Below are 25,869 nucleotides of genomic sequence, written 5' to 3'. Positions count from 1 at the left end.
TTACTTTGAGGTAAAGTTCGCGTATAAAAAAACGAAAGGGTTGTACATAGATTATTATTTGTTGCATAAATCATAGATTTTATTTCAAACGAGTTTAGAAAAATAAGAAATTAATGTAGCTCATTGTAAAATAATAAATGATTAAAAGTGTAACTTTGAGTAGATTATAAGCAGTTATTTAAACTGTTTTATTAATATTTTTTTGTGAAATATTCAATACTGCCATGAAATTATATATAAAATATATGGTGAGCCTTCGATGCAAAATGGTTGTACACGAAGAACTTAATAACCTTGGCATAAAGCATGCGGTTGTTGACCTTGGTATTGTAGAAATATTGAATGACATTACCAAACAGCAACGGGAAATTTTAAAAGAAAACTTGCTGAAATACGGTCTAGAATTGCTTGATAATAAAAAAAGCATTCTGATTGAAAAGATAAAAAATGTAATTACAGAAATGATCCATTATTCTGACGAGCTGCCGAAAGAGAATTTTTCAGATTATTTAAGTGAAAAATTAGGATATGACTATACTTATTTAGCCAATACATTTTCTGAAGTAAAAGGAATTACCATACAGCATTTTATCATTGTGAATAAAATTGAAAAGGTAAAAGAATTGCTTCTGTATGACGAACTTAATCTTACTGAAATTTCTTATAAGCTCAATTACAGCAGTGTAGCGCATCTTTCTAATCAGTTTAAGAAGATAACAGGACTTTCACCGTCATTTTATAAACAGCTGAAACTAAAACGGACTAAAAATCTGGAAGATATTTAATTGTATGAAATATGTAAATTATCTTCATTGATTTGCAATGTTTCTTACTGCGAAGGTTCGATATTTGTATAATAATATACAAATCACTCTGATCATGGAAATTAATAGAAATATAGCCAACAATAATTTTAAAATTATCGGAGACTGGAACATCAATTCAAGACTTTTGAAAAATAAATTTTCACAGTTAACTGATTTTGATCTAAAGTTTGATGAAGGCAAAGAAATAGATCTTCTTGACAGGATGGGCAACAGACTCAGAAAAAACCGTGAAGAAGTAATGGATATTATAAAAGAAGTAAATCTGTCATAAACTATTTTCAAATACTGATTAAAACTAATAGGAAATAGTACATATGTTTTCAACGAGTTTTAATAAGAGGATAGAAGCTTAATAGTCTCTATCCTTTTTTTTTGAATTGTCGACAGAAATTTTAGATAAAACAAAAATATACAGATTATCATTTAAAAATTGTCTTATTTGAAAGAATGTAAAAGGTGAAAAAATAACTTTTACAACAAATTTTAGATTAAGATATTAAAGATGTTGTGGAGATTTCTTTCTCCAATGCAATTCATGCAAAAAAAATTAGAGGAAGCAACAGAAGTGCAGGTTAAAATTGATAAAGATTGTGCAAATGGAAATTCAGTTCATTGGTGTATTGTTGATAATTCATTTCTTTTATATTATATTGTGAAAATCCTAACATATGGAAAATTATATAAGAATTATACTATGATTATACTTCATTGGTGTGTTTAAAATATCAGTAATAAATTATTTTTAAAATATTTGTTAGTATTTAAAATTTTTAACTTAAATTTATCACATAAAGATTGCTCTTTATATTGTCCCGTTTGCCCCCAATATATTAGTGTGGAAATTTTTCACTTTTTATCAATTTTTTATTGATGATCTAATATAATAAAATGCTTGATTTTCTAAGCGTATCAAAACAAAAAAATTAAGCCATTTAAATAATGGCAGAACCGAAAAGTTAATAGAATATAGTAAGTTAAATATGTAATAATAAATTTATATTTTAAAAATAATTGATTGAGTAGGGAATTGAACAATGGTAATTTACCCGTCGAAAACTTTTTATTTTTACCAATATAATTTAGAATGTCATAGAATTCAATTAGTTAAGATTATTAGTTAGACAGCCTTGAAATCGATGATTTGAGGGCTGTTTTTATTTTTAAAACTCAATTAAAATTAATATACCATTATGAAAAATCTTTTTAAGTATGTCTTATTTGTATCGGTCACATTATTGTCGGTTTCTTGTAGCTCGGATAGAGAGGAAGTTATTGATGAAACGGGAGGTGTTACCCATGTTTTTTATAAAAATGCGGACGAATTTGCTTTAACTTATGACACAGGCGGAACGGTAAGTCAGCCAATCAGAAATCAGGCATTTGATCTGTATAAATCGGGTAAATGGAGCGAATTGGAAACCTTATTTAAAAATAATAACCTCAATGGCGGATGGCCTCCTGCAAACGGCGGATACAATATTGTGGATGAAGTTCCTCTTACAATGGGGCAAAAATTTGACAGATACAGTGGTGCTATCGGAAACTACACAGGAACCGGAATTCCCAATCTTGGGGGTAGTTTCACCAGCCCGATCGTAAACGGATATGTGTATACTTTTAGCCAAAGAGCATTAAATCAGGAAGAAAATAAATATGATTTCTATTATGAGATTGATGTTTTGAATAATTTATTACCTTTCAAGTCTCAAACGGCGGATGTTATTCCTTGGTTTGGTCAGGTGGGAAAGGGGAAACAAACGATGTGGAAAATCTCAATAGACCCTGCAACCGGTTATCAAAAAACATGGAATAAACTGGCGCAGGAGGGTTATATAAAAGTTACCATCAAAAAAAGTCCGAGCGGAAAGTATAATAACTTAGCTGGGACGGTTATTCAGTAATAAATAAATTGAAATGTATTCAATATCAAAAAAAATAAATATTCTTGAAAAAGCTCTTGTCGCAAAGAGCTTTTTTAGTAATGATGAAATTATTCCATCTGCTGTAACAAATTTTACATGCTGTAGTTGCGGTTCCGAAAATTCTGTCGAGATAAAACCTTACGAATCTGGTTTTCCGATCCTTCAAATTTATAATGAAGACAGAGTTTTATCTAAAAGTGAATTATTAAGTAACAAAATGGTTTCCGAAACTTCAACTAGAATGCAACATTTTGGAGAATTGACGGTACATGATCTTCCAACGCTTTATTTTGGAACAGATTGTTCTTCTTGCCATTCAAAATATATATGCGTATTCAGCTATGGAGAAAAGCAGCCGGGACTGACTTTATTAGAGATTTCGGGTGTTTGGAAGTATGAATAATATCATTTTGATTTAAAAATATCGATACAAAAAAAATCTGCCTCAGAATTGAAGCAGATTTTTTTTTGTCTAAGGAGTAAATTATTTTAAGATTTGATTGTCATAAAGTATATTATCATCTTCATCAAAACTTATGATAAGTACTTTATATTGTTTTGCGCTGTCGTTATTATAGAATTTAATTCTCGGAGGAACATAATCGCTGTCAAATAAATTTGGATTCCAGTATAATGTTTCTCTAGTGTCATTTTCGACTTTCGAATCATCGTCTAACATTTCAAGGGGAAATTCTGAAGGTTTATCATAACCTTTTACTACTGCCAAGTTATTTTTTTTGGTTTCTTTTTCCTTATTTTTTGATTTCAGATTACCTCTCATGGTATAGATTACTACGGCATTGCCTATTAATCCTGATCCTTTTATAACTTTCACCATCGCAATATTACTGATAGGAAGACTTGATATCATACTTGGATCAGTAGGAGTTTCATCCAAATATAATTTAGCCTGGCTACCACGAATATAGGGAACATTTTCCCCTGAACCATTTCTTTGAAATGTTAAACCAGCAGCTCTTCCTTGTAACCAATCTAAAATATTGGTTGATCCTGCAGCATGTTGGTCTTCATTTACAAAGTCAAATATGGTTGCATCTACAGAATTAAACATCCCGCTAGACAGCTGTTTGTTTAATTCTTCTTTTGGATCTTGTTTTTTTCCTACTAATTTTACTTCTTCGATTTGTACATCAACGTTCTCCGTTTTTTTGTTGTTTTTCTGAGTATTGATGGCTCTGGAAATAGTTGGAGAAAGTTTTTTACTTTCAGCTGCTTTTACCAATTTGTATTTTGTACTGGGGAAATTGCCTTTAAATTGTATTGGGTTTATTAATGGTTCTACTGTAACGAATAAGTTATCTGTATTTGATTCTTTATCTTTTTCCGGATTTACAAATAACGAAACCGCCAAAGGTTCATTGAAGTTAAGGTTATCTAAATAAATATATCCATTTTGATCAGTTTTAAATAGGCTGACAGTAGGTTGTCCTTTTCCTAATTTTAAAGCCAAAGTTACAGCAGCATCTTTCAAAATAGCATTGTCTTTAATCGGTTTTACTTTATAAGAAAGAAATTTTTGAGAACTGGTTTTAATAGTAGGGGTAACTCCGCTAAGGACGGAATTCCAATCAAATCTTTTCCAATTTTCTGAAATAAGCAGGGCATCCAAAGCTTCGCTGTTGGCATTTTTAGAAAAATACTGTGCCGGCTTGTCTATTCTGGAAGCAAAGTCTCCTGTAAGCCAAAGACTACTCAAGATATTTTCTTCTTCTGGGTTGTTGCTTCCGTCATCATCACTTACCACAACAGTATAATTTTTAAAATATGATTCTGGAGAAAGATCAATACTATTGAATGATCTTGGTGTTTGTTTTAAATTTTTACCGATAATTTCAGCTTTCTCAACCTTTAAATTATTGGGCTTGATAAAGCTCAGTCTTTTAGCAACTAAATTGTCCTGTTCATCAAAAATGGCCAATTGTAAAATACCATTGGATCCGTCGCTGATTTTTGTAGGAATAAGACTTGAAGCTTCATTCGTTAACTGATTAATATTTGCTTTATAAGCAAGATGATTATTGATAGTACCTACAATTTTATAATTTTGAAGCTGCTGTTTTAAATTGACTCCTTTTAAGCTGTATTTAATACCATCTTTAGAGCTGGAAACTTCTAAATTAAGACCGCTGCCAGCAACTTCGGGCAAATCTATTGTCTGTTTTTTTCCTGTATTATCTTGTATTATAGCCTGATATTTTTTGCCTAAAGTTGGAGTTATTTTAAAAGAGGCAACATTTTTATCAAACGATGTAAAAGTTGTGATAGATACATTTGGATTTTGTGCATCTATTATTTTTCCTGTCCAGCTTTCTGGTAAAGAACTATCGCTTGATAACCTTACCGCAAATTTTGTAGGCATACCGTTGATGAAATTTCCACCTTCCGGAAAAGCTTTGGCAGACCAATTGGAGCTTTTAGAAATCTCTAACGATTCAGCGGAGTTGGGATTGTAAATCGGAATAGTTTTAACAACCTGAAAGTCTTCACTAAAATTGGTCATGTAAGGTGTATAAGCCCTCACGAAATACACCTGCTCGGGAAGATCTGCTTTCAGTTTAAAATCTCCGCTGCCTTCACCATTGGTTAGAAGTATGGTTTTCCAGTCTATTAATTTTTTATCAGAATCGTATAATTCAACAAATAGAGTGGTAGACAATGCCGTCCGGTTGTAACCGTTAAATACAAAGCCTTTAAACCAAACTTGGTCACCTGCTGCATACTGTGATTTATCGGTAAGTAGGTATACTTTTTCCTGTTCGTAATTATTCTCAAGATTGGTAATTGCTTTTTCCAGTTTAGTTTGTGACAGTACAGGTTGTACACTGGAAATAAGTAATAAAAAGAATATATTTTTCATAAAGATATTAGTGCATTTTTAAAATGCAATGCTAAATTACTTATTTAAAGATTTCCAAAATTGATATTTAACTTATAATTGTAAAATTTAAGGAGATTTTAACTATTTAAAACCGGTAAAAAATAAATTTTTGACTGTATTTAGATTGTTTTTAGAATTTTAAGAATCCTTCTGATAAAATAAAACCTACAACATAAAAAATCCACAACTGAAAAGCTGTGGATTTTTTGTAATAATATATTAAACTAAGATTCGGTCTTCAATAAGCCATAGTTCACAGGAGCAGGTTCTTTTCCGAATAAACACGAAAAAATGTTCTGAAACTCATGGATATATTTACATTTAATAGAATTTCCGTAGATTTTTAAACCTTCTACGATCTTTCTGGGATTCAGGTCGATATCATATTTAATGAACGTTTCCGGTCTTTCATATCTGATACGCTGTTCAGAGCTGTATGTTCTTGAAAAACCGAACTTTTCTAACCACTCTTCAGTAATCTGAATAGGGGTAATAGATTCTGCTGAAACAGAAAAATTGTGAATATCATTCTCTATTTTTACAAAATAATCTTTTTCATTATCCTGGAATATCTCAGTTATTGTAAATATCTGATTTCTGTATTCCACTAAATTTTTAATTTTAAGATCTACAACGTTCATAATATTTTGTGTTAAGGTTAAAAGTATATTGAAAGTGCGTGTTGGTACAGTTATGTTTACAAATATTATGCCTTACACGGTAAATTTATTTAATCTTTTTGATAATTAATTGTTAATATTTTTCTTAAATAATTAATTATATGTTGATTATAATAACATGAGGTCATTTTTTAAATCAAACAATATGGTACTTGTGTGGTATTTGATGTTGTTTATTGGTGGGAAATCTTATCAATAGTAAGTGAAAAAGCAATGATAATAGAGAAAATAAGGAAGAAAATAAAGAATTTCCAAGAGCTTGCATGGAGAATATATCCTGTGCCACTTCCCAAAATACTTGAACCAAAATAATAAAAAAGCCAGTAAATAGAGGTTGCAGAAGATTTACCCTCTTTGGCACTTTCGATAATATTCATTGCTGAAACCGATTGAGAACTAAATGTTTTCTGAAATATTGATCGTTTGCAAAGTATTGATGTATTCCGAAGGCGTAATTTTTTCAATTTGCTTAAAAACACGATTAAAAGTTGACTGATTCGAAAATCCGGCCTCAGTGTAAATATACATCAGGGTTACTTTTTCCAGATCGTTTTCATTGAGCAGTTTTTTCACACAATTGATACGGTGAATATTCAAATAATTATTAAAATTTGGAAAACCGTGCTGTCTTATCGCTTTTGAGATATAAGTGCTGTTCACCTCCAGCTCTGTAGATAATTTAGAGATATTAAAATTAACATCTTTATAAGACAGTTTTTCTGTCATCATATTTTCTATTTTCTCGAATAGCTCATCTCCAAATGCCGGATCTTTTTCTACAGATACGGTTATCCTCGGTCCAGATTGCTGCTTTTGCTCAATCTCATGATGAATTTCTTCTCGTCTTATTTTGTCTTTAAAATAAATAATCAGTGCAAGAACGGCAACATTTGAGATCACCAAAAAAGTATCCGTCAGTTTCACATCTTCTTTGGAATGCTCCTGAAAATTAAAATCAAAATTTTTAGAAACCAAATATGCTAAAATGATATTAATGATGATGAAAACACTGTAAATAACCACATATTTCCTGTCAAAAAACACATACGCAGCCAAAGGGATAGGCATAAGCCATACGAAACTTGCCACAGAATTATGCCAAAAGGCAAGCATGATATAGAAATTGTATAAAGACGCAAGAATAATATACGTGTGAACCAGAATATTTATAGAATAATTTTTACGGATAATAAAATAAGAATATGACAGAAAAAATGCTCCGACGTAAAGATACAATGAGATTATTTTATCCGGAATAAGAAACGTGAAAATAAGAGCATACAAAAAAAGTATAACCGACATTAACATGACATAATAATGCACGAGATCTTTTTTGTGTTTCTCTATTTTTTGAAGTTTTATAGGATCTGTAATTATCATTTGTTGTTTAAAATATTACTTCATAACAGTCACAATTATTTTTTATAAGTCAAATCTAAGAATTAATTATATTAAATCATTGATTTTAAGTGAAATAAATAATGTAAGCTATTTTCAGGGTTTCATTGATGTGTTTAAAATTTGATTTAACGAGGCCGATAACTTTGCATCAGTTCTTAATCAGAAATTTTATTAGTACAAAGATAAAAAAGAGTTAATAAAATAAAGCGATAACTCTAAAATTGTACTCATTATAAATTAGACACAAATAATATATTATAAAACATGAAGAAATTAAAATTATCTCTTTTAAGTTTAGCATTGAGTTTTTTTTCAATAGGAGCCTATGCGCAAATAGGTATCAATACAGAGTCTCCTAAAGCAACTTTAGACGTTGTCGGAAAACCTGATGTGGCAACATCAGCTGACGGAGTGATCGCTCCCCGAATGACTGGCGACCAGCTTAGGGCAAAAGATGATGTATATCTTGCCGCGCAGACTGGCGCATTGGTGTATGTAACACAGGCGGTAGGCACACCTTCCGTAAAAACAGCCAAGGTTGATAAACCCGGATATTATATGTTCAACGGGGAAACATGGAAATTTGCTTTCGGTGGAAATGATACTGATATTTCAATTGGCGAACTGATTTATTATCACGGAAGTATTCCCGCAAACACCTCGGGAACAAATATTTTGGCAAGTACTTATCTTACGGATCTTCCTGTGTTGGGAGGTGTTTTAAGGCTTGATGCTCAGTTTGACGGTAATTCTTCTGGAACAGGAGCGGCAACTACTTTTAACCCGCGTCTTTACAATGTCGGAAGTTCTGATATGAAAATCTGGGTTTCGGAAATGTCTACCCACACAGGTGACTCAGACAATGGTAATATAAAGCTGTCACCGGGAGCTTACAGACAGTTTGACGACGGGGTTTATCTTACGCAGACTCACAATGAAACGGTAACTTTTGATATCACGATTCAGGAGCCGGAGCCAAGATGGTACAGGGTTTATTACGCTTTCAGAGTGGATAATAAATCTACAACAGGAACAAGTAATAATACAACATCAGATTCCGGCACAGCAGACAATACAAGAGAGCTGTTTTTATCAGTACAAAGATTATATTAATCTATCGGCTCGATTTAAACAGGTTTCGATTCTATAAACACACAAGAAAAATTATATAAATTGAGAGGCATTTGTCCTCTCTTTTTTGTTTTTAAACTTTACTATATAATTAGATCTGAATGAAAAATTTTAATTCTTTTAAATTTAAATATGTCAGAATTATTTTTTTGATTAAAAGTGGTAATTCATTATCATTGCATTACTAAAAAACATGCACAAATGATAAAAGATTTCCCATTCTATTTTTAAAAACGCTTTTGGTACAGGGACTTACGCTTCCTTATCTTATTAAAAAGACAAATTGGAAAACATACCGCAGATCATATTACCAATAATCACGCAGAAATGTTGGGAAGAAGTGTTTTTCTACAACAAATTCATGAAAATCTATCTGGAAGAAGCAGGAATACTTCTGATTCATTAAATTTTAATCGTTGATAATCGTTAAAAGTCTCTGCAGATATTCATTTTCTTTTACAACTTTGTTGTAAGACTGTCTCACATAGGCTGGTGAAAGCTCGTAGTTTTCCGGCTTTGAATTGATATCTTCATTTTCAATATATTGATCAAGATGAAGAGTATAATCTTTGATATATTTATTGATTAATTTCCGTTTTATTTTACAGATCGTTTTGTTTTTTATTTTATGTAAAGAATTTAGGATGAAAGATTTATCTCCATGGAAGTTAATAACGTTTGTTACAAACGAAAGATTATGTGTATCCTGTAAAACAGAATGTTGTTCATTTTCAAAAATCATGATGTGGTAAGAGTTTTAGTGAATCTGGAATGTTTTCAAAATACGGTATGCGGATCTGTGAAGATCAACAGACGGGTATTGAAAATGATTTTTTCAATATCAGAATAATCTTTTTTCGTGATGAAGTAAAGTTTGAAAGTTTCATGATATTAATATTTAAATAATGGTTAAAAAAATAAGCTATTAACTTGATTTTATATAAAATATTTCACTTCAAAAACCTAACCAAAATACTTACATTGTTTCAAAAATATAAAAATTTGTAACAAAACAACTTATTAATGCGTTATTTTTCGTAAAAACTTGATTATTGTTGCCATTTTTGTGGTATGTAGGTGTTTTTATTCGGTAAATAGTATTTTTTTGAGATTGAATTTTTACCGGAACCAATAAAAGCTTTTAAAAAAATATGAGCAAAAGTGGAAATATTTTATAAAGTATTATTTTAATTGACTATAAATTAACTACAATAGGTTGTTCTCTTTTTTTGGATTTAAATTAATATTTAACTTAATTTTTTTCAGCTTACTATATGATCATCTTTAATAAATCAAGTAAAGTTTTCATATTCAACAGAATTTATATTTTTATTAATAGCATCATATTTTTATTAATATTTACTTAACAAATGATAATTTACTTAATTATTGCATTGAATTTTTAATATTGATATTGAATTTATAAATTAAAATTTGTATTTTTACAAGACTAAAAACCAAAAAACTTATAGAATATGAAAAAAACAGTATCATCTATTGTAATGGTTATTTCATTTTTTACCATTCAAGCTTATGCTCAAGTAGGGATTGATACAGCTTCGCCAGCATCTACATTGGATGTAAATGCTAAAAATGCTACAGGTGCCACAACCAACGTTGATGGTATGTTAGTGCCAAGGGTAGACAGGCAGAGAGCTCAAATTATGACAGGTATTCCTACTTCTACTTTAATCTACATAAATAACGCAACCACGGGATTACAGTCTGGCGCTGCTGTCAATATAGACGATGTAGGTTATTATTATTATAACGGGACTGCATGGGTGAAAATGCACAACCCTAATAATTCCATATTTTCTAATGTTAATATTTACAATTCGGATGGATCTCTTACGGGAAATAGAATTGTAACTCAGGCAGCTAATACTTTAGCCTTTACAGCAACTGCAACGAATGCTTTTTCTGTAGATGGATCTACCTTGTCTGTAGATGCGGCTAACGACAGATTAGGAATAGGAACGGCTGCACCTACAAGGAAATTGCATGTAGAGGGAGGTCAGTTCCTTAATGCTGCAGTAGCATATGCGTTAAGTAGAGATGCATTGGACATTAATATCGGGCAGGATGGTTTTGGGTACGGTAACCGTACAGATAATTTTGGAATCAACATGAAGTCTTCGTCATCTGTTTTTCCGGGAACAATTTCTCGTATTAATTTTGGTGATGTAAGTACAGGTACGGCAGTAGGGTCTCGTTACCTGTCTTTTAGTGTAGGTATAACTCCTAATGAGCTAATGTATCTTACAGATCTCAATGCAGGAAGAGTCGGGATAGGCAATACAGCACCTGCTGCAAAGCTGGATATTGTAGGAACTACTTTTGGTATGAAAAACTCTGTAGGAAGTGGAAGTTGGGATAATATCTGGTTTAATGTTACGCCAAGTATTCCTTCTATTAATGTTTCGGGAGCAGAATCGGGGTTGCAGTTTAATGTAGGAGCAAACTCTGTAGGAACGTATGGTGACGGTCAGACATTAACAACTGTAGCTACCATGTTGTCTAACGGAAATATGGGAGTTGGGACTACAACGCCTGCAGCAAAGCTTCACGTAGAAGGAGCAGAAGTTAGACTTAGTAACGCAGCTTCTTTATGGGGACTTGATCCTGAAGGAACATCACCTACGTCTCAATTCAGTATTATTGACCGTACAAATAGTGTTCGCCGTTTAATATTACAAGAAAACGGAAATGCATATATGGGTGGCGCTCTAGGTACTGGTGGTGCAAATGCTACTATTAGCGCAGTTGGAGGAAGTGTAGGAATTGGTAATAATACCGCTCCAACAAATACGTTGGATGTAAACGGAACAACAAGGGTAAGAACAATAACCGCGGTAGCGGGAACAACTGTTGTAACTCCGGTATATTCTGACGCAAATGGAGTTTTAGTAAAGACATCTCCCTCTGCTACTTATGGTGGTACTTCATCCAGTTCAGTTAATTTAGCAAGTGGTGCTACGGGTGCATTGATTTCAGGTTTGGTTGATGGAGGTATTTATAAAATTCTAGTTACAACCGCAGATGCTTGTGGTGATAATGCTATTGCTGAATATTATATAACGAGCGTTTCTGCTAACAGTTATTTTTCAATTAATGGTTTAGGCGGACTTTTAGCGAGCGGTACTACTAATAAGTCTCCTGCTTTTGCTCAGACCAGCAGAAATGTTATTGCAACCACCTGGACAGGAAAAGTAGGGTGTTCGGGAGGAGATAACTCTACTTCTCTTAATTACACTCTAACGGTTCCTGCAGCAGGAAGTATTAACATAACTAATAACGGAAATATTACTAAAGGTTATTCTGTAGTTGCCACCAGAATTAATTAAAATTGATTTTCTGATTACTTCCCTCGTAATTAGATAATAATAAATGATATCGTTTGGCACTCAGATTCTAAACACACAAATATAAACTGGATAGAAATATCCGGTTTTTTTATTTAAAATTCAAAAAATAAAAACCTCCCAAAAAAGTGAGAAGTTAATAAAAATTGACTGTTTATTGAAGTGTAATTCAATCGTTATTTATGGTTTTCAAGCCATTGTAAGCGGCGTTCATCTGCAAGATGTTTTACTTTGAAATTTTCAAAAATTGCATTGAAACCATCTCCATCCGGACACGCTGCCATTAAACCGACCATGACGGGGGTATTGTCCTGCAAATGAGCATTGCGCATCATAATATAATTTTTATCATCAAAAGAATAAAAAATTTCTACAGCATCAAGCCTTCTTATTGCTTTTATCCAAACCGCGGGAGGTGTTTTGTCTAATGTGATCACGCTCCAGTCGCTCGTGTTATGGGTGACAACAGTGCTGAGGTTATACTTACCATCCACAAATTCAACACCGGCTTTGATGTATTGGTCTTTATCGATTCTAAGCATCAGTCCCATCTGATCAAATCTTGCCTTATAGTTTCCGGTAATTTTTACCTTAGCTTCAAATTCTCCGCCATAAGTTGTGTAATAGAAAGGAGCGTCGTCTACTGTGAAACCATAATGTGAAATTCTCCAGTAATCACTTTGTGGAGTTACAAATATGGATAAAGTGTTGTTTTTAATTTCCCATTTTTCAGGTTCGTTGAACCATGTCATTTTTTCTAACGTCTGAGCAGAACTTTTCTGAGCCAATAGAAGCAGGCAAAAACTTAAAATTATTCTTTTCATTATCTTTCTTTATCGGTATAACTGAGTGTAAAGTATTAATTTAGCAAAAGTAAAATTTTACCATAGTTTCATCAATACTTATAAATAACCATTTATGGAGATCGTAGATACGCTTAACAAAACACTGCTGAACAGGAATGGAAGCATCTGTCTGTTGGATATTGATATATATAAGCAGCAGGCGTCAATGTATTCTCAGATCGAAAACGTTATTTCGGTATTAAGCGATATGCAGGTAAATAAAAGCTACGTCTATACTTCAAAATCAGGGTTGGAATTAGGTTTGAATTTCAAGAATAATCCAACCGTTATAGATTCAATTTGGGAAGAAGAGATCTTAAAGAAAATACATCCGGATGATAAGCTAAAAAAATACATCCATGAATTACGCTTTTTTAAATTGATGGATTCACTTAAGCATGAAGACCGCGATAATTACAATGTTGTATCCAGGATCAGAATGAAAGATAAAAATGATGAATATAAATTCGTACAGCATCGTATGTTTTACACCTATTCACCCTGCAATAATAAGCTCAGGTTTGCGCTTTGTCTTTACAGTATAGCTTTGGACCAGTCGATTCTTTTGCCCTCGGATTTTTTAATTATAAACTCTACGAAAGGAGAAGTGGTGGTTGAAGATAAATTAAATTATAAAAATATCTTGTCTCAAAGAGAATTAGAGGTCTTGAAATTTGTTGGCGAAGGTTTTACAAGCAAAGAGATTGCGGATTTTCTTTTTATAAGTGTAAATACCGTCAGTCGTCATCGCCAGAATATACTGGAAAAACTGAATGTAAAAAACTCGATCAAGGCATTTAATGACAGTTTTTATTAAGTCTAAAATAAAATTTTTATTAAATAATTTTTTTCATTGAATAAATGTGGAGTTATCTGGTAAATAGTTAAATATTTCATACTTAAGTGAGACAGTTGAGAAAGTGGTCATTTTTTTTGTTTTTGATGAGGTTTTATGTTTTAATTTTCAGTAATTTTAGATAAATGAAAAGTTTTTTCAGATGTGTTAATAAATATTAAAATGATGTAATTAGTGTGAAATATGTTGATTTTCAAACTGTATGATTGAAATATTATATACATAATAAATTTTAATTGAAAATTCAAAGTCAGCCATGTGAAATAATCATATATTTGTTCTTTAAACAGCTAACAAAATTAAGGATGAACATTAACTTTACAACAGCCACATTTAAGGATTTTGAGAATATTCCAGACTATAATATATCTCAAAGAGCAGAGATTTTTTATGAATTTTTAGAATTTATGAAGTCCAATGGACACATGAATTACAGATTGAAGAATACAACCGGAACCAACTCATTGGTTCATGTAAATATTTCCAATCAGGATAGAGAATATGTGAGCTTTGTTTCCAGTGATTATTTAGGATTTACACAACACCCGAAAGTAAAGCAGGCAGCAATTGATGGGATTGAGAAATACGGGACCGGGACAGGGGCAACTCCGCTTATCGGAGGATATTTTGATTATCATAATGATCTTGAAAAAAAGATCTCTTCTTTTTTCGGAAGAAAGGAGGAGGAAGCAGTAGTTTTTACTACAGGATATACAGCTAATAGCGCTACTTTGCAGTGTTTAATGCAGAAAGAGGATATCGCTATTTTAGACATGGCAATACATGCAAGTGTGCATGAAGGTTGTGCCTACACAAATAAAAAAACGTTTCCTCACAATAATTTAGAAGCTTTGGAACACATTTTGAAGACTTCAGAAAACCTTTATCGCACAAAACTCGTAGTTATAGATGGAGTGTATTCACAAGATGGGGATACTTCGCATGTAAAAGAGATTTATGCGTTAGTAAAAAAGTATAATGCTTTTTTAATGGTAGACGATGTACATGGAGTAGGGATTTTAGGAGAAACGGGAAGAGGAACGCTTGAAGAAGCCGATCTATTGGATAAAATAGACATTATTACGGGAACCTTTAGTAAGACTTTCGGTAATTTGGGAGGATATGTAATTGCAGATAAAAAAATAGCGGCAATTTTGAGATTCCAGTCTAAACAACAGATTTTTTCTGCGACGGCACCGCCTTCTTCTGCAGGAATCATTAAGGCCATTGAATTAATTGATGAAGAGCCAATCTGGAGACAGAAGCTTTGGGATAATATTAATTATTTCAAAAAAGGGTTGGATGATTTAGGATTAGATACAGGAGTTACACGTTCTGCGATCGTTCCGGTAAAAATCGGAGATCCCTATGTAACAGGTGACGTAGGAAGACTACTTATTGAAAGAGGAATTTATACAAACCCTATTTTATATCCTGCTGTTCCTAGAAAAGATGCGCGTATCAGAATGAGTGTAATGGCGAGACATGAAAAAGAACATCTTGATAAAACGCTGAATGCGTTTGAAGATATAAACAAAAAATTGCATATTGCAAAAAAATAAAATAATACGAGTATTATGCCCAGAAAAGTTGTGCAAGGTCCCATCAGGGACAAAGAAAAAACTAAACAGAAATTACTTGCCGCAGTTGGTAAAATTTTAAGAGTAAAAGGTTACTCAGGTTTAAAAGTAAGTAAGATCGCTGCCGTTGCAGGTTTCGACAAAAAACTTATCTATGAATATTTTGGAAGCACTGATAAGTTGATCGATGAGTATATCAAATCTCAGGATTATTGGACAAAATTCAATCAGAATGTAGAAGTTGATATCTCAGACGGGGGTAAAGAATTGTCAAAAATGGCTTTGCTTAACCAGTTTGATAACTTGAAAAAGAACAAAGAACTTCAGAAGATTATTCTTTGGGAGCTTTCAGAAAGTAAACCTATTCTTAGAAAATTAGTTGAGCAGCGTGAAGAAGTGGGAGATATGTTATTTCAGCATATTACAGACCCTCACTTTGGAGAAAATGCTACTAGATACAGGGCAATTATGGCGTTAATTATTTCTGGAGCATATTACTTAAATCTTTATACAGGTTATAACGCAAACAAGTTTTGCGGTATTGATATGAAGACTGACGAAGGTAGAGCAGAAATTGAAAAAGCTATTGTTGAGTTGATCGACTTTGCTTACGAAGATAAAAAATAATATGTTTGAAATTTTCCATTTGTAGAAAAGTATGATTTATACGAAATTTTGAAAATTTAAATTTTCAAATTAGAACAATATTTCTTATTTTTGACCAATGGAAAATTTCATCGTATCTGCAAGAAAATATCGCCCACAAGAGTTTGACACGGTTGTTGGGCAATCTCATATTACGGATACGTTAGAACATGCAATTGAAGAAAATCAGTTGGCCCAGGCTTTACTGTTTTGTGGACCCCGAGGCGTTGGTAAAACGACTTGTGCCAGAATTTTGGCAAGAAAGATCAACGAAAAAGACGGTTCCGTTTCAGAAGATGGTTTCGCGTACAACATCTATGAATTAGATGCTGCTTCCAATAACTCTGTTGATGACATCAGAGAGTTGATAGATCAGGTGCGCTTTGCTCCTCAGGTTGGTAAATACAAGGTATATATCATCGATGAGGTACATATGCTGTCTTCTGCTGCCTTCAACGCTTTCCTTAAGACGCTGGAAGAACCTCCTGCGCATGCAATATTTATTTTGGCAACCACAGAAAAGCATAAAATCATCCCAACGATTTTATCGCGTTGTCAGATCTACGATTTCAAAAGAATTGTGATTGAAGATATCCAGTCGCACCTTAGAAATATTGCTCAGAAAGAAAATATTCAATATGAAGATGATGCTTTATATTTAATAGCTCAAAAAGCTGATGGAGCTTTGAGAGATGCCCTTTCTATATTCGACAGACTATCTACATTTTCTCAGAAAAATATTACTTTGGCTAAAGCTGCCGAAGTACTTAATATTTTAGATTACGATCAATATCTAAATATTGTTGATCTTGCCAAAGAAAATAAAATTCCCGAAGTACTTTTTGCTTTTAATGAAATTGTAAAAAAAGGTTTCGATTCTCATATTTTCATTGCAGGATTAGGAAATCATTTCAGAGATTTGATGATGGCTCAAAATGCTTCTACAATTGATTTAATAGAAGTAGGAGAGAAAACAAAAACCAAATTTGTAGAGCAGGGCCAAAAATGGAACGCTCAACAGTTAATAGACGGTATTGAGATTTGCAATCATGCCGATATCAATTATAAGAACTCAAAGAATCCAAGACTTACGGTAGAAATTGCGTTAATGCAATTGTCCTCACTGACGGCTAATGCTGACCTTGCTAAAAAAAAAAGTTCTTAATACTAGCGCCCTTCCTTCATGAAAAGATTGAAGTAGCAATTCCGCAAAAAATAGAGGTAAAGAAAGAAGAAAAGGTTGAAAAACCTGTGATTTCTAATGAACCTCAGGAAATTGTTATTAAAAAAACTTCCAAGCCTTTATCTAAGCAGGGATCTTCTTCCGGTTTCAGTATCAATTCTTTTATGAATAAAGAAGAGAAAGTTGAAAAAAAGGAAGATAGCACGCTTGCCACAAAAACTGAAGACCTTCCACAAAACCATTTTACAGAAACCGATTTACAAATGGAATGGAATTTGCTATTGAAACAATTGCAATCCAAGAATACATTTGTTTTTAATGCTATTAAAGCTTTTAAATTAGTTAAAATAGACGAGCATAATATTCAGGTTTCTTATCCTTCAGACTCTGCAAAAGTGGAATTTGATAAAATAAGCGGAGAATTTTTTAATCATTTCAAAAGAAAAGTACATAATTATTCTATTGAAATTGAGTACAAAAGAGACTTCGAAAGCCTTAAAATTGAGGTTGTTACGACTAAGAAGATATTCGAAAAGTTCATCGAGAAAAATCCTTTACTGAAAGATCTTGATGATTTAATGAAGTTTGATTTGTCATAATTTTATATATTTGTCAAATAATTTTGTTTTAAATTACTTTTTGACAAACACAAATTATAAATTTAATAGCTGAAAATAGAAGATTCACAACATAAAAGTGGAACAAACAATTTTACATAAACCTAATTCTAAAAACCTTTTTGGTTTTGCAACTGCTGATTTCTTTAGCAGTTATTTTGGTTTGTCTTTTAGCTATCTTAGAAATTTTGGAACGTATTATCGATTTTATTGGTATTACTAACTAAATTTCTTTCTCAAAAAAATACAAGGAATAGATTGATTTTCTATCATAATTCCTAATCCCACTTAATTTTTTTAACGGCATTTTTTGAAAGAAATTATAAATTAAATTTTATAATCATTTGCCTATTGATATAAACAGTAAAAATAAATATATAAATTAACGATATGAATTTAAGTGACTTAAAAAACGACTGGATCAACGAATTCCCTCAACCAATGATGATTGCAGGGCCATGTAGCGCGGAAAGTGAAGCTCAGATGTTGGAGACAGCAAGGAGAATTAAAGAAACAGGTGCGCAGGTTCCTATTTTCCGTGCAGGAATTTGGAAGCCCCGTACAAAACCGAACGGATTTGAAGGAGTAGGAGTGATCGGGCTAAACTGGTTGAAGAAAGTAAAAGAAGAATACGGTTTCAAAACGGCTACAGAAGTTGCCAACGCGCACCACGTTTTCGCTGCATTGGAAGCTGATGTTGATATTCTTTGGATCGGAGCGCGTTCTACCGTGAACCCGTTTACCGTTCAGGAAATTGCAATGGCTTTGAGAGGAACGAATAAAACGGTTTTGGTTAAAAACCCTGTAAACCCTGATTTAGCGTTATGGATCGGAGCTTTAGAAAGATTATTAGGACAAGGGATTGAAAACCTTGGAGCAATACACAGAGGTTTTTCTACCTACCAAAAAACAAAATACAGAAACAATCCGAACTGGCAGATTGCATTAGACTTCAAGAGTCAGTTCCCTAATATTCCAATGTTGATCGACCCTTCTCACATCTGCGGAAACAGAACTGGTTTGGCAGGTATTACTCAGGAAGCAATGAACGTTGGTTACCAGGGTGCAATTATTGAATCTCACTGCAACCCTGATGAAGCCTGGAGTGATGCGTCTCAGCAGATCACGCCGGAAGTTTTAGCTGAATTAATCGGAAATTTAAAAATCAGGAACTCCGGATTGGCTGGTTTTGACGGTGAAATGGGAAGACACAGAACATTGATTTCTGATCTGGATTTCCAATTGATCGAGCTTCTTTCTCAAAGAATGAAAATCTCAGAAAAAATCGGTAAGCTTAAAAAAGAGAATGATATCGCGATCTTCCAGCCGGAACGTTGGAAAGTGATCACAGAATATGCTACACAAAAAGCTAGGGAAACAGGTATGTCTCAGGATTTTATCGAGAAAGTTTTTAAAGCAATTCACGAAGAATCTATTGAAGTGCAGAACAGCATTATGATCGATAGAAAGTAATTTTATTTAGGGCTTAGGGTTTAGGTTGCAGGAATTAGGAGATTGCGTAAAATTTTTCTAATATCTGAAACCTAAACCCTGAGCCCTATTTCCTAATTCGCTATATTTGCACTCAGTAATATATATGAAAGGAAAAATCATTAAATCTACAGGAAGTTGGTATCAGGTTTTAGAAATGGAAACCGGTAAAATTTTCGAGGCCAGAATTCGAGGCAAATTTAAATTAATTAAAACCAGACTTACCAATCCGCTTGCTGTAGGAGATTTTGTGGAATTTCAGTTGGAACAGGATGATGTCGCTTGGATCACAAAAATAGAACAACGACGAAATTATCTTATCAGAAAATCCGTTAACCTTTCAAAAGAAGCACACATTATTGCCTCCAATATCGATGTAGCCTGCTTTATTTTTACCCTTAAACATCCTGAAACATCTCTTGGTTTCCTTGACCGGTTTTTGGCATGCTGTGAAGCGTACAATATTGAACCTTTACTTTTATTCAATAAAATGGATGTTTTAAATGAACCTGAAATCGAACTGGTAAAAGATATCGAGTTTGTTTATCAGGACATCGGGTATAATACCTTGGAAATATCTTCATATTCTCAATTAAATCTGAATGATTTGCAGGAACTTCTAAAAGACAGAACTTCTGTTTTCTTCGGCCATTCAGGATGTGGAAAATCAACTTTAGTGAATGCTTTACAGCCAGGTTTGAATATCAAAACTTCTGAAATATCAGATACACATCTTAAAGGAAAGCACACAACAACTTTTGCTCAGATGCATTTCTGGAATTTTGGCGGAAATGTTATTGATACTCCCGGAGTCCGTGAGTTTGCAATGATTGATATTGAAAAAGAAGAAGTACAGCATTATTTCCCTGAGATCTTTAGAAAGAGAAAAGAATGCAAATTTCACAATTGCATGCATATTAATGAGCCAAAATGTGCCGTTCTTGAGGCACTGGAAACAGGCGAAATCCAAGAAACCAGATATTCTACTTATATCAAGCTAATGGACGAAGCGGAAGAATTGTCTCAAAAATAAATTTTCGTAATAATAACAAAATATAATATATCCTGTCTAAAATTAGTTAAACAGGAGTTTAACTAATTCATAATGTTTGACTTGGGTGATCTTTTTGGGGAATATTAGACAATAAAAAACCCAGCCGAGGCTGGGTAAAAACTAATAACCATGAAAACTCAAATTAAACATGAGAATCGGAATAAAATAAACAATTACTGTGCCAAGTTTTGTTCACCATTTCTTAATAAAAGTTATTTTTATGTTAAAAAAAAATTAAAATTAAAATCAAAAATATTTTTCGTAATTTCGCGGCATTAAAAAAATATACATTTATGTCTAACATTACATTCACTATGATTAAGCCTGATGCTGTTGCAGACGGACATATCGGTGCTATATTAGGTAAAATTGCAGAAGGTGGTTTTAAAATTAAAGCTTTGAAACTAACTCAACTTACTGTTGCTGATGCAAAAAAGTTCTACGAAGTTCACGCTGAAAGACCTTTCTACGGAGAATTGGTAGATTTCATGAGTTCTGGACCAATCGTTGCTGCTGTTCTTGAAAAAGATAACGCTGTTGAAGATTTCAGAACATTGATCGGAGCTACAAACCCGGCTGAAGCTGCGGAAGGAACGATCAGAAAGATGTTTGCAAGAAGCATCGGAGAGAATGCGGTTCACGGTTCAGATTCTAACGAGAACGCTCTTATCGAAGCTCAATTCCATTTTTCAGGAAGAGAGATTTTCTAATTAAGAATTTTCTTATCTAAAATAAAAAATCCAGAAATTTTTTCTGGATTTTTGTTTTTTACGCCATACTGTCATATTATTGGCAGGTTTTACAGGTTATTTTCAACGGCGGCTACCTTTTCTCGGAATAATTCAATAGGTTTGTCCAGTAAAACGGCAATTATTGTCATATTTTTGTCAAGTCTTTCTTTTGGAATGTCCATATAAATGATTCCGGGTTTGTCACTCCAGTATAATTTGTTGTAAGATCTATGATTGACCAAAGAACCATCGCCAACAATTCGGATTCTGGCCATTCCGTTTTTTATCCCTTTTAAAGCAATTGGTCCGGTTGGAGTTCCTTCAACAAAAAGATAAATTGTCTGTTTGTCTTTTGAAAGGACACTGTTGCCAGAATAATGCCCGTTTGGCAGACCTTTTTCAGTTTCAAATAAAGCTTCTGCATGTTTACTGATCCAATTGATGGTTTCAGAATTTGTTTTTGATGATTTTGGAAATTTCATATCCAATCCGTCACTTGTTAATCCTGATTTATTGAAAATATTATTTCCGTCATGAAGCTGTTCAGCAATTTGATACGCAGCCAGCTTGGCATTTGGAGTTTCTAAAATTTGATTGAGCGAAGGATTGTCTTTCTTGATATCTTTTTGAATTAAAATTTCCGGAAAATCAAGTTCTACAGCCGTAACATCTTGGTCAAATTGTACATTTGAAAGATCCAACGTTATTGTTTGATTAGCTTCTTTTGTGAAATTGAGTTTTTGATTCGTTCCAATAACTTTCGCGGATGTTGGTATTGATAATAATCCGTAAACCTTTGTAAAATCTTTCGCTTCTTCCAGATAAAGGAACAGTTTTTTTCCATCTTTTGACATGGCAGATTTTCCTTTGTAATTTTCAAACGGAATTCCGTGTCTAGTTCCGTAGATGGCATCAGAATGTTTTGAAGTCCATCTTGCCAGATTTTTCAAAATTTCAACTTGCTCGGCTGGAATTGTTCCATCAGCTTTCGGTCCAATATCCAGCAATAAGTTTCCGCCCATGCTGATCACGTCTGCCAATGTTCTCACGATCATATTCGGAGTTTTATAATTCTTGTCAAAAGGCTGATAGCCCCACGCATCATTCATCGTATAGCACAATTCCCAATAATCGCTTTGAGGATTTATCACCGGAATTCCCTGTTCAGGAGTTTCGTAATCTCCGTGCGTATTTAGCCTTGAATTGATGATAATATTCGGATTGTATTTTCTTAAATTTTCTAATGTTTTCGGCGCCTGCCACTCTTCCGATGAATGCTCCCAATCACCATCAAACCACAATAAATCTGGCTTAAATTGACTGGAAAGGTCATTCAGTTGACTTTGATAATAATTCACAAAATTTGCCCAGCGTTTGGGGTCATTCTTAATATCATATCGTTTTTTTGTTCTGGTATTATTGTCGTAATAAGGATGGCTCCAATCGGGAAGAGAGTAGTAAAGCCCCGTTTTTAACCTTGATTTTTTAAGTTCTGAAACAAAAGGCGCCAATATATCTTTTTTAGCCAAAGAGTTTTTAGGGATAGTGGTGGATTTTTCAGCTTTAGAATCCCAAAGAGAAACTCCATCGTGGTGTTTTGTGGTGATGACAGCATATTTGGCTCCGGAATCTTTAATTAATTTCACCCATTCATCAGGTTTATATTGTGAAGCAGAAAATCCGTTGAGCTGCTTCATGTAATTTTCATGGTTGATATAATTATTGAAAAAAGACCAAGATTCTGCAATTCCGTCAACGGAATAGATACCCCAATGAATAAAAATTCCCAGTTTAGCATCCTGAAACCACTCCATTTTTTTGTTGTCGGCTGTTTTATCTTGAGCATTAAGACTGCCGGTTGATAAAATCAATCCTAATAAAAATGTTCCGGTAATTTTACTTTTCATCTTTCTCCGTTTTTGCGGACTAAAATAAGAAAAGTTGATAAAAATTACTTTATAATCATTGATCAATTGTATGAAATAAGAAAATATTGTGAATCTGTGATTAAATATTAGAAATTATTAAACTTAAATTTGTTTTAATGTATTATTTTTATCTTTCAGCAAAAAAACTTAATCATCAAATTAAATATATGAAAATGACAACGATACTTTTAATTGTCACAGCTGTCCTCACAGCCTTGATAGCCGGACTTTTTTACGCATATTCCTGTTCTGTCGTATTGGGATTGGGAAAATTATCAGACACAGAATATTTAAAAGCAATGCAGTCGATCAACCGTGAGATCCTGAATCCTGTATTTTTTGTAAGTTTTATGGGAACTGCCGTTTTACTTCCGATTTCTACATTTTATATCGGTCACAAAATCCTGTTTTTACCTTGCTTCTGTTGGCTACGTTAGCTTATTTAATCGGTGTATTCGGAGTGACAGTAGTTGGAAATGTTCCGCTTAATGATCAATTAGATAAGTTTAGTATTGTAAATTCTACAAAAGAAGGAATCAGGCAAATGCGGGACAACTTTGAAAACAGATGGAATTTTTTAAACAACATAAGAACTGTTTTTTCTGTAATCAGCATACTTTTAGTCGTTTGTGCCTGTGTCTGGAATAAGGTGGAATAAATATTTTTTTTCGTTAAAATTTTCTATTAAGTAGAAATACTTAATGAAAATTCAGTGTTTTTACGGATGCTTTTAATGAATTTATTGTAGATCTTTACATCAGAATTACAAAAGGAAGTTTAAGCACTAAGCTTTAAAAAATAAAAACTAATAACCATCATAAGCTCAGATTACAGAGTAAGAAAGGCAGCCACAAGCTGCCTTTATCTTTATTTAAAAACGGAATAATTAAATTTTTAAAAGCTCAATAGTTCTTTCAGGGTTTTCGGCTGAGAAAACTGCATTTCCGGCAACTAAGACATCTGCTCCCGCTTCGAAAAGTTTTGAAGCGTTATCCAGATTTACTCCACCGTCAATTTCAATAAGAGCAGTAGAATTATTACTTAAAATTAAGTCTTTCGTTTCAGCGATTTTCTTGTAAGTGTTTTCAATGAATTTTTGTCCGCCAAATCCTGGATTTACGCTCATTAACAATACAAGATCTACATCAGCAATAATATCTTCCAACATTAAAACCGGAGTGGATGGGTTTAAAACAACCCCGGCTTTCGCTCCCAAACTCTGAATATGATGAATTGTTCTGTGAAGATGCGTACAGGCTTCATAATGCACCGAAATAAGATCAGCACCGTGATTGATGAATTCTTCAACATATTTTTCCGGTTCTAAGATCATCAAATGTACATCTACAAATTTCTTGGCATGCTGCTGAACAGTTTTCATCACAGGAAAACCAAATGAAATGTTGGGTACAAACCTTCCGTCCATCACATCGATGTGTAACCAGTCGGCCTGAGAATTATTTAACATTTCAATGTCTCTTTGCAGATTCCCAAAGTCTGCAGATAAAAGGGAAGGAGCAATAAGCTTCGTTTTCATTTTTTACTTTTATTTAGATTTTAGAAGCTTGAAATTAGAGGTTAGATTAAAACTAACTTCTAAAATCTAATTTCTAACTTCTTTTTCTTAATGATATTTCAACTTCATTTCCGGTTTTATTTTCAAAATAGTTTCGTAGATCAGTTTAATTACATTTCCTACGTCTTCTTTAGAAACCATTTCCACGGTTGTATGCATGTAGCGCAAAGGTAAAGAAATTAAAGCACTCGGAACTCCGCCGTTGGAGTGCGCAAATGCATCAGTATCAGTACCGGTAGCTCTGCTTGCTGCTGCTCTCTGGAAAGGAATTTTTTTAGTTTTTGCAGTATCAATAATTAATTCTCTGATCACGTGATGTACACTTGGAGCAAAGAAAACAACTGGCCCGTCACCACATTTCTGGTCGCCTTCTTTTTTCTTTTCGATCATTGGAGTGGTCGTGTCATGAGTAACATCTGTAACGATGGCGATATTAGGTTTGATGGTATCTGCAATCATATCAGCTCCATATAAACCAACTTCTTCCTGAACAGAATTGGTGATATACAAGCCAAATGGAATCGTTTTCTTGTTTTCTTTTAAAAGTCTTGCCACTTCTGCGATCATAAAACCACCGATTCTGTTATCTAAAGCTCTGCAAACGAAATAACGGTCATTCATTTCGAAGAATTCGTCTGGATAAGTGATCATACAGCCAACGTAAATTCCCATTTCTTCAACCTCTTTTTTGGTGGTTGCTCCACAGTCGATAAAAATATTTTCGATCTTTGGAACGGGTTCATTTTGATTGGTTCTTGTATGGATTGCAGGCCATCCGAAAACTCCTTTTACGATTCCGTTTTCTCCGTGAATGTGAACGACTTTTGATGGTGCAATGGTCTGATCTGAGCCTCCGTTTCGGATTACGTAGATCAATCCTTCATCTGTAATGTAATTTACGTACCATGAGATTTCATCGGCATGTGCTTCAATAACTACTTTAAATTGAGCATCGGGATTAATTATCCCATAGCAAGTTCCGTAATGATCTACTTCAATTTTATCAACGTAAGGCCGGATATAGTCCATCCAGACTTCCTGCCCCTTGTGTTCGTATCCGGTTGGCGATGAAGTATTTAAGTATTTTTCTAAAAATTTCAAAGATTTCTTCTCAAATTTCATAAAAAGGAATGATTTT

26 protein-coding genes are annotated in these 25,869 nt (G+C 33.2%); 17 read left to right on the top strand and 9 right to left on the bottom strand.

Going from position 1 to position 25,869, the window contains the following annotated elements:
* Positions 1-224 precede the first annotated feature (224 nt).
* The 4 genes from BT156_RS02365 (at position 225) to BT156_RS02345 (ending at position 3,152) form a co-directional block, all read left to right on the top strand.
* The gene (locus tag BT156_RS02365; protein WP_228429930.1) at positions 225-785 is read left to right on the top strand and encodes a helix-turn-helix domain-containing protein; all 561 of its coding nucleotides are present in this window, start codon (positions 225-227) and stop codon (positions 783-785) included.
* Positions 786-879: 94 nt separating this feature from the next.
* Entirely contained in the window at positions 880-1,098 is a 219-nt protein-coding gene (locus BT156_RS02360) for a hypothetical protein (protein ID WP_072406805.1), read from the top strand.
* Positions 1,099-2,017: 919 nt separating this feature from the next.
* On the top strand, positions 2,018-2,728 hold the full coding sequence (locus BT156_RS02350) for a glycohydrolase toxin TNT-related protein (protein ID WP_072406801.1): 711 nt from the start codon (positions 2,018-2,020) through the stop codon (positions 2,726-2,728).
* Positions 2,729-2,741: 13 nt separating this feature from the next.
* The gene (locus BT156_RS02345) at positions 2,742-3,152 is read left to right on the top strand and encodes a hypothetical protein (RefSeq protein WP_072406799.1); all 411 of its coding nucleotides are present in this window, start codon (positions 2,742-2,744) and stop codon (positions 3,150-3,152) included.
* 81 nt (positions 3,153-3,233) lie between these two features.
* Here the strand turns inward: BT156_RS02345 and BT156_RS02340 are convergent, their stop codons facing one another.
* The 4 genes from BT156_RS02340 to BT156_RS02325 form a co-directional block, all read right to left on the bottom strand.
* Positions 3,234-5,627 carry a TonB-dependent receptor plug domain-containing protein gene (locus BT156_RS02340; protein ID WP_072406797.1) on the bottom strand — a complete coding sequence of 798 codons (2,394 nt, stop codon included), beginning with the start codon at positions 5,625-5,627 and terminating at the stop codon, positions 3,234-3,236.
* 245 nt (positions 5,628-5,872) lie between these two features.
* On the bottom strand, positions 5,873-6,289 hold the full coding sequence (locus BT156_RS02335; RefSeq protein WP_072406795.1) for a hypothetical protein: 417 nt from the start codon (positions 6,287-6,289) through the stop codon (positions 5,873-5,875).
* A gap of 212 nt (positions 6,290-6,501) precedes the next feature.
* A complete protein-coding gene (locus BT156_RS02330) occupies positions 6,502-6,705 on the bottom strand; it encodes a hypothetical protein (RefSeq protein ID WP_228429927.1) in 204 nt (67 codons plus the stop codon).
* Positions 6,706-6,724: 19 nt separating this feature from the next.
* On the bottom strand, positions 6,725-7,708 hold the full coding sequence (locus tag BT156_RS02325) for a helix-turn-helix domain-containing protein (protein ID WP_072406793.1): 984 nt from the start codon (positions 7,706-7,708) through the stop codon (positions 6,725-6,727).
* Positions 7,709-7,993: 285 nt separating this feature from the next.
* Here BT156_RS02325 and BT156_RS02320 point away from each other — a divergent pair, with 285 nt between their 5' ends.
* Entirely contained in the window at positions 7,994-8,842 is an 849-nt protein-coding gene (locus BT156_RS02320) for a hypothetical protein (protein WP_072406791.1), read from the top strand.
* Positions 8,843-9,143: 301 nt separating this feature from the next.
* Entirely contained in the window at positions 9,144-9,266 is a 123-nt protein-coding gene (locus tag BT156_RS22445; RefSeq protein ID WP_262484294.1) for a hypothetical protein, read from the top strand.
* 3 nt (positions 9,267-9,269) lie between these two features.
* Here the strand turns inward: BT156_RS22445 and BT156_RS02315 are convergent, their stop codons facing one another.
* Positions 9,270-9,602 (bottom strand): hypothetical protein, encoded by a 333-nt coding sequence (locus BT156_RS02315; RefSeq protein ID WP_072406789.1) that lies wholly within the window; start codon positions 9,600-9,602, stop codon positions 9,270-9,272.
* 733 nt (positions 9,603-10,335) lie between these two features.
* On the opposite strand from BT156_RS02315, the gene BT156_RS02310 reads away from it, so the two are divergent.
* Positions 10,336-12,207 (top strand): hypothetical protein, encoded by a 1,872-nt coding sequence (locus BT156_RS02310; RefSeq protein WP_072406787.1) that lies wholly within the window; start codon positions 10,336-10,338, stop codon positions 12,205-12,207.
* A gap of 194 nt (positions 12,208-12,401) precedes the next feature.
* Here BT156_RS02310 and BT156_RS02305 read toward each other — a convergent pair whose 3' ends face one another.
* Positions 12,402-13,049: a DUF1349 domain-containing protein gene (locus BT156_RS02305; RefSeq protein ID WP_072406785.1), complete on the bottom strand. Its 648-nt coding sequence runs from the start codon at positions 13,047-13,049 to the stop codon at positions 12,402-12,404.
* Between the two features lie 94 nt (positions 13,050-13,143).
* Between BT156_RS02305 and BT156_RS02300 the strand changes: the two genes are divergently transcribed.
* The 8 genes from BT156_RS02300 (at position 13,144) to BT156_RS02265 (ending at position 21,206) form a co-directional block, all read left to right on the top strand.
* Entirely contained in the window at positions 13,144-13,887 is a 744-nt protein-coding gene (locus tag BT156_RS02300; RefSeq protein WP_072406783.1) for a response regulator transcription factor, read from the top strand.
* 344 nt (positions 13,888-14,231) lie between these two features.
* A complete protein-coding gene (locus BT156_RS02295) occupies positions 14,232-15,488 on the top strand; it encodes an aminotransferase class I/II-fold pyridoxal phosphate-dependent enzyme (RefSeq protein WP_072406781.1) in 1,257 nt (418 codons plus the stop codon).
* A gap of 15 nt (positions 15,489-15,503) precedes the next feature.
* Entirely contained in the window at positions 15,504-16,133 is a 630-nt protein-coding gene (locus tag BT156_RS02290) for a TetR/AcrR family transcriptional regulator (RefSeq protein ID WP_072406779.1), read from the top strand.
* Positions 16,134-16,230: 97 nt separating this feature from the next.
* Positions 16,231-17,316, top strand: coding sequence for a DNA polymerase III subunit gamma/tau (gene dnaX, locus BT156_RS02285; RefSeq protein ID WP_072406777.1), 1,086 nt, complete (start codon positions 16,231-16,233; stop codon positions 17,314-17,316).
* Positions 17,317-17,402: 86 nt separating this feature from the next.
* On the top strand, positions 17,403-17,933 hold the full coding sequence (locus BT156_RS22330) for a hypothetical protein (RefSeq protein WP_228394328.1): 531 nt from the start codon (positions 17,403-17,405) through the stop codon (positions 17,931-17,933).
* A 408-nt stretch (positions 17,934-18,341) separates the two neighbouring features.
* Positions 18,342-19,424: a chorismate mutase gene (locus tag BT156_RS02275; RefSeq protein ID WP_072406775.1), complete on the top strand. Its 1,083-nt coding sequence runs from the start codon at positions 18,342-18,344 to the stop codon at positions 19,422-19,424.
* Positions 19,425-19,548: 124 nt separating this feature from the next.
* The gene (gene rsgA / locus BT156_RS02270; protein WP_072406773.1) at positions 19,549-20,475 is read left to right on the top strand and encodes a ribosome small subunit-dependent GTPase A; all 927 of its coding nucleotides are present in this window, start codon (positions 19,549-19,551) and stop codon (positions 20,473-20,475) included.
* A gap of 314 nt (positions 20,476-20,789) precedes the next feature.
* On the top strand, positions 20,790-21,206 hold the full coding sequence (locus BT156_RS02265; RefSeq protein WP_066758910.1) for a nucleoside-diphosphate kinase: 417 nt from the start codon (positions 20,790-20,792) through the stop codon (positions 21,204-21,206).
* 89 nt (positions 21,207-21,295) lie between these two features.
* Here BT156_RS02265 and BT156_RS02260 read toward each other — a convergent pair whose 3' ends face one another.
* A complete protein-coding gene (locus BT156_RS02260) occupies positions 21,296-23,134 on the bottom strand; it encodes an alpha-L-fucosidase (protein WP_072406771.1) in 1,839 nt (612 codons plus the stop codon).
* Positions 23,135-23,328: 194 nt separating this feature from the next.
* On the opposite strand from BT156_RS02260, the gene BT156_RS22325 reads away from it, so the two are divergent.
* Together BT156_RS22325 and BT156_RS22320 are read left to right on the top strand one after the other, a co-directional pair.
* Complete coding sequence (locus BT156_RS22325; protein WP_228429924.1) at positions 23,329-23,592, top strand: anthrone oxygenase family protein; 264 nt, start codon at positions 23,329-23,331, stop codon at positions 23,590-23,592.
* Entirely contained in the window at positions 23,580-23,813 is a 234-nt protein-coding gene (locus BT156_RS22320) for a DUF1772 domain-containing protein (protein WP_262484293.1), read from the top strand. The genes BT156_RS22325 and BT156_RS22320 overlap by 13 nt, the downstream gene beginning before the upstream one ends.
* Positions 23,814-24,041: 228 nt before the next feature.
* Here BT156_RS22320 and rpe read toward each other — a convergent pair whose 3' ends face one another.
* Together rpe and chrP are read right to left on the bottom strand one after the other, a co-directional pair.
* The gene (gene rpe, locus BT156_RS02250; protein WP_072406769.1) at positions 24,042-24,692 is read right to left on the bottom strand and encodes a ribulose-phosphate 3-epimerase; all 651 of its coding nucleotides are present in this window, start codon (positions 24,690-24,692) and stop codon (positions 24,042-24,044) included.
* Between the two features lie 87 nt (positions 24,693-24,779).
* On the bottom strand, positions 24,780-25,853 hold the full coding sequence (gene chrP, locus BT156_RS02245; RefSeq protein ID WP_072406767.1) for a chryseobasin maturation metalloprotease ChrP: 1,074 nt from the start codon (positions 25,851-25,853) through the stop codon (positions 24,780-24,782).
* Positions 25,854-25,869: the final 16 nt, after the last annotated feature.

The sequence above is a fragment of the Chryseobacterium limigenitum genome (genome assembly GCF_900114875.1).
Taxonomy (GTDB): domain Bacteria; phylum Bacteroidota; class Bacteroidia; order Flavobacteriales; family Weeksellaceae; genus Chryseobacterium; species Chryseobacterium limigenitum.
Note: the sequence above shows the minus strand (reverse complement) of the source record. Positions and strands in the feature narration are given on the sequence as shown.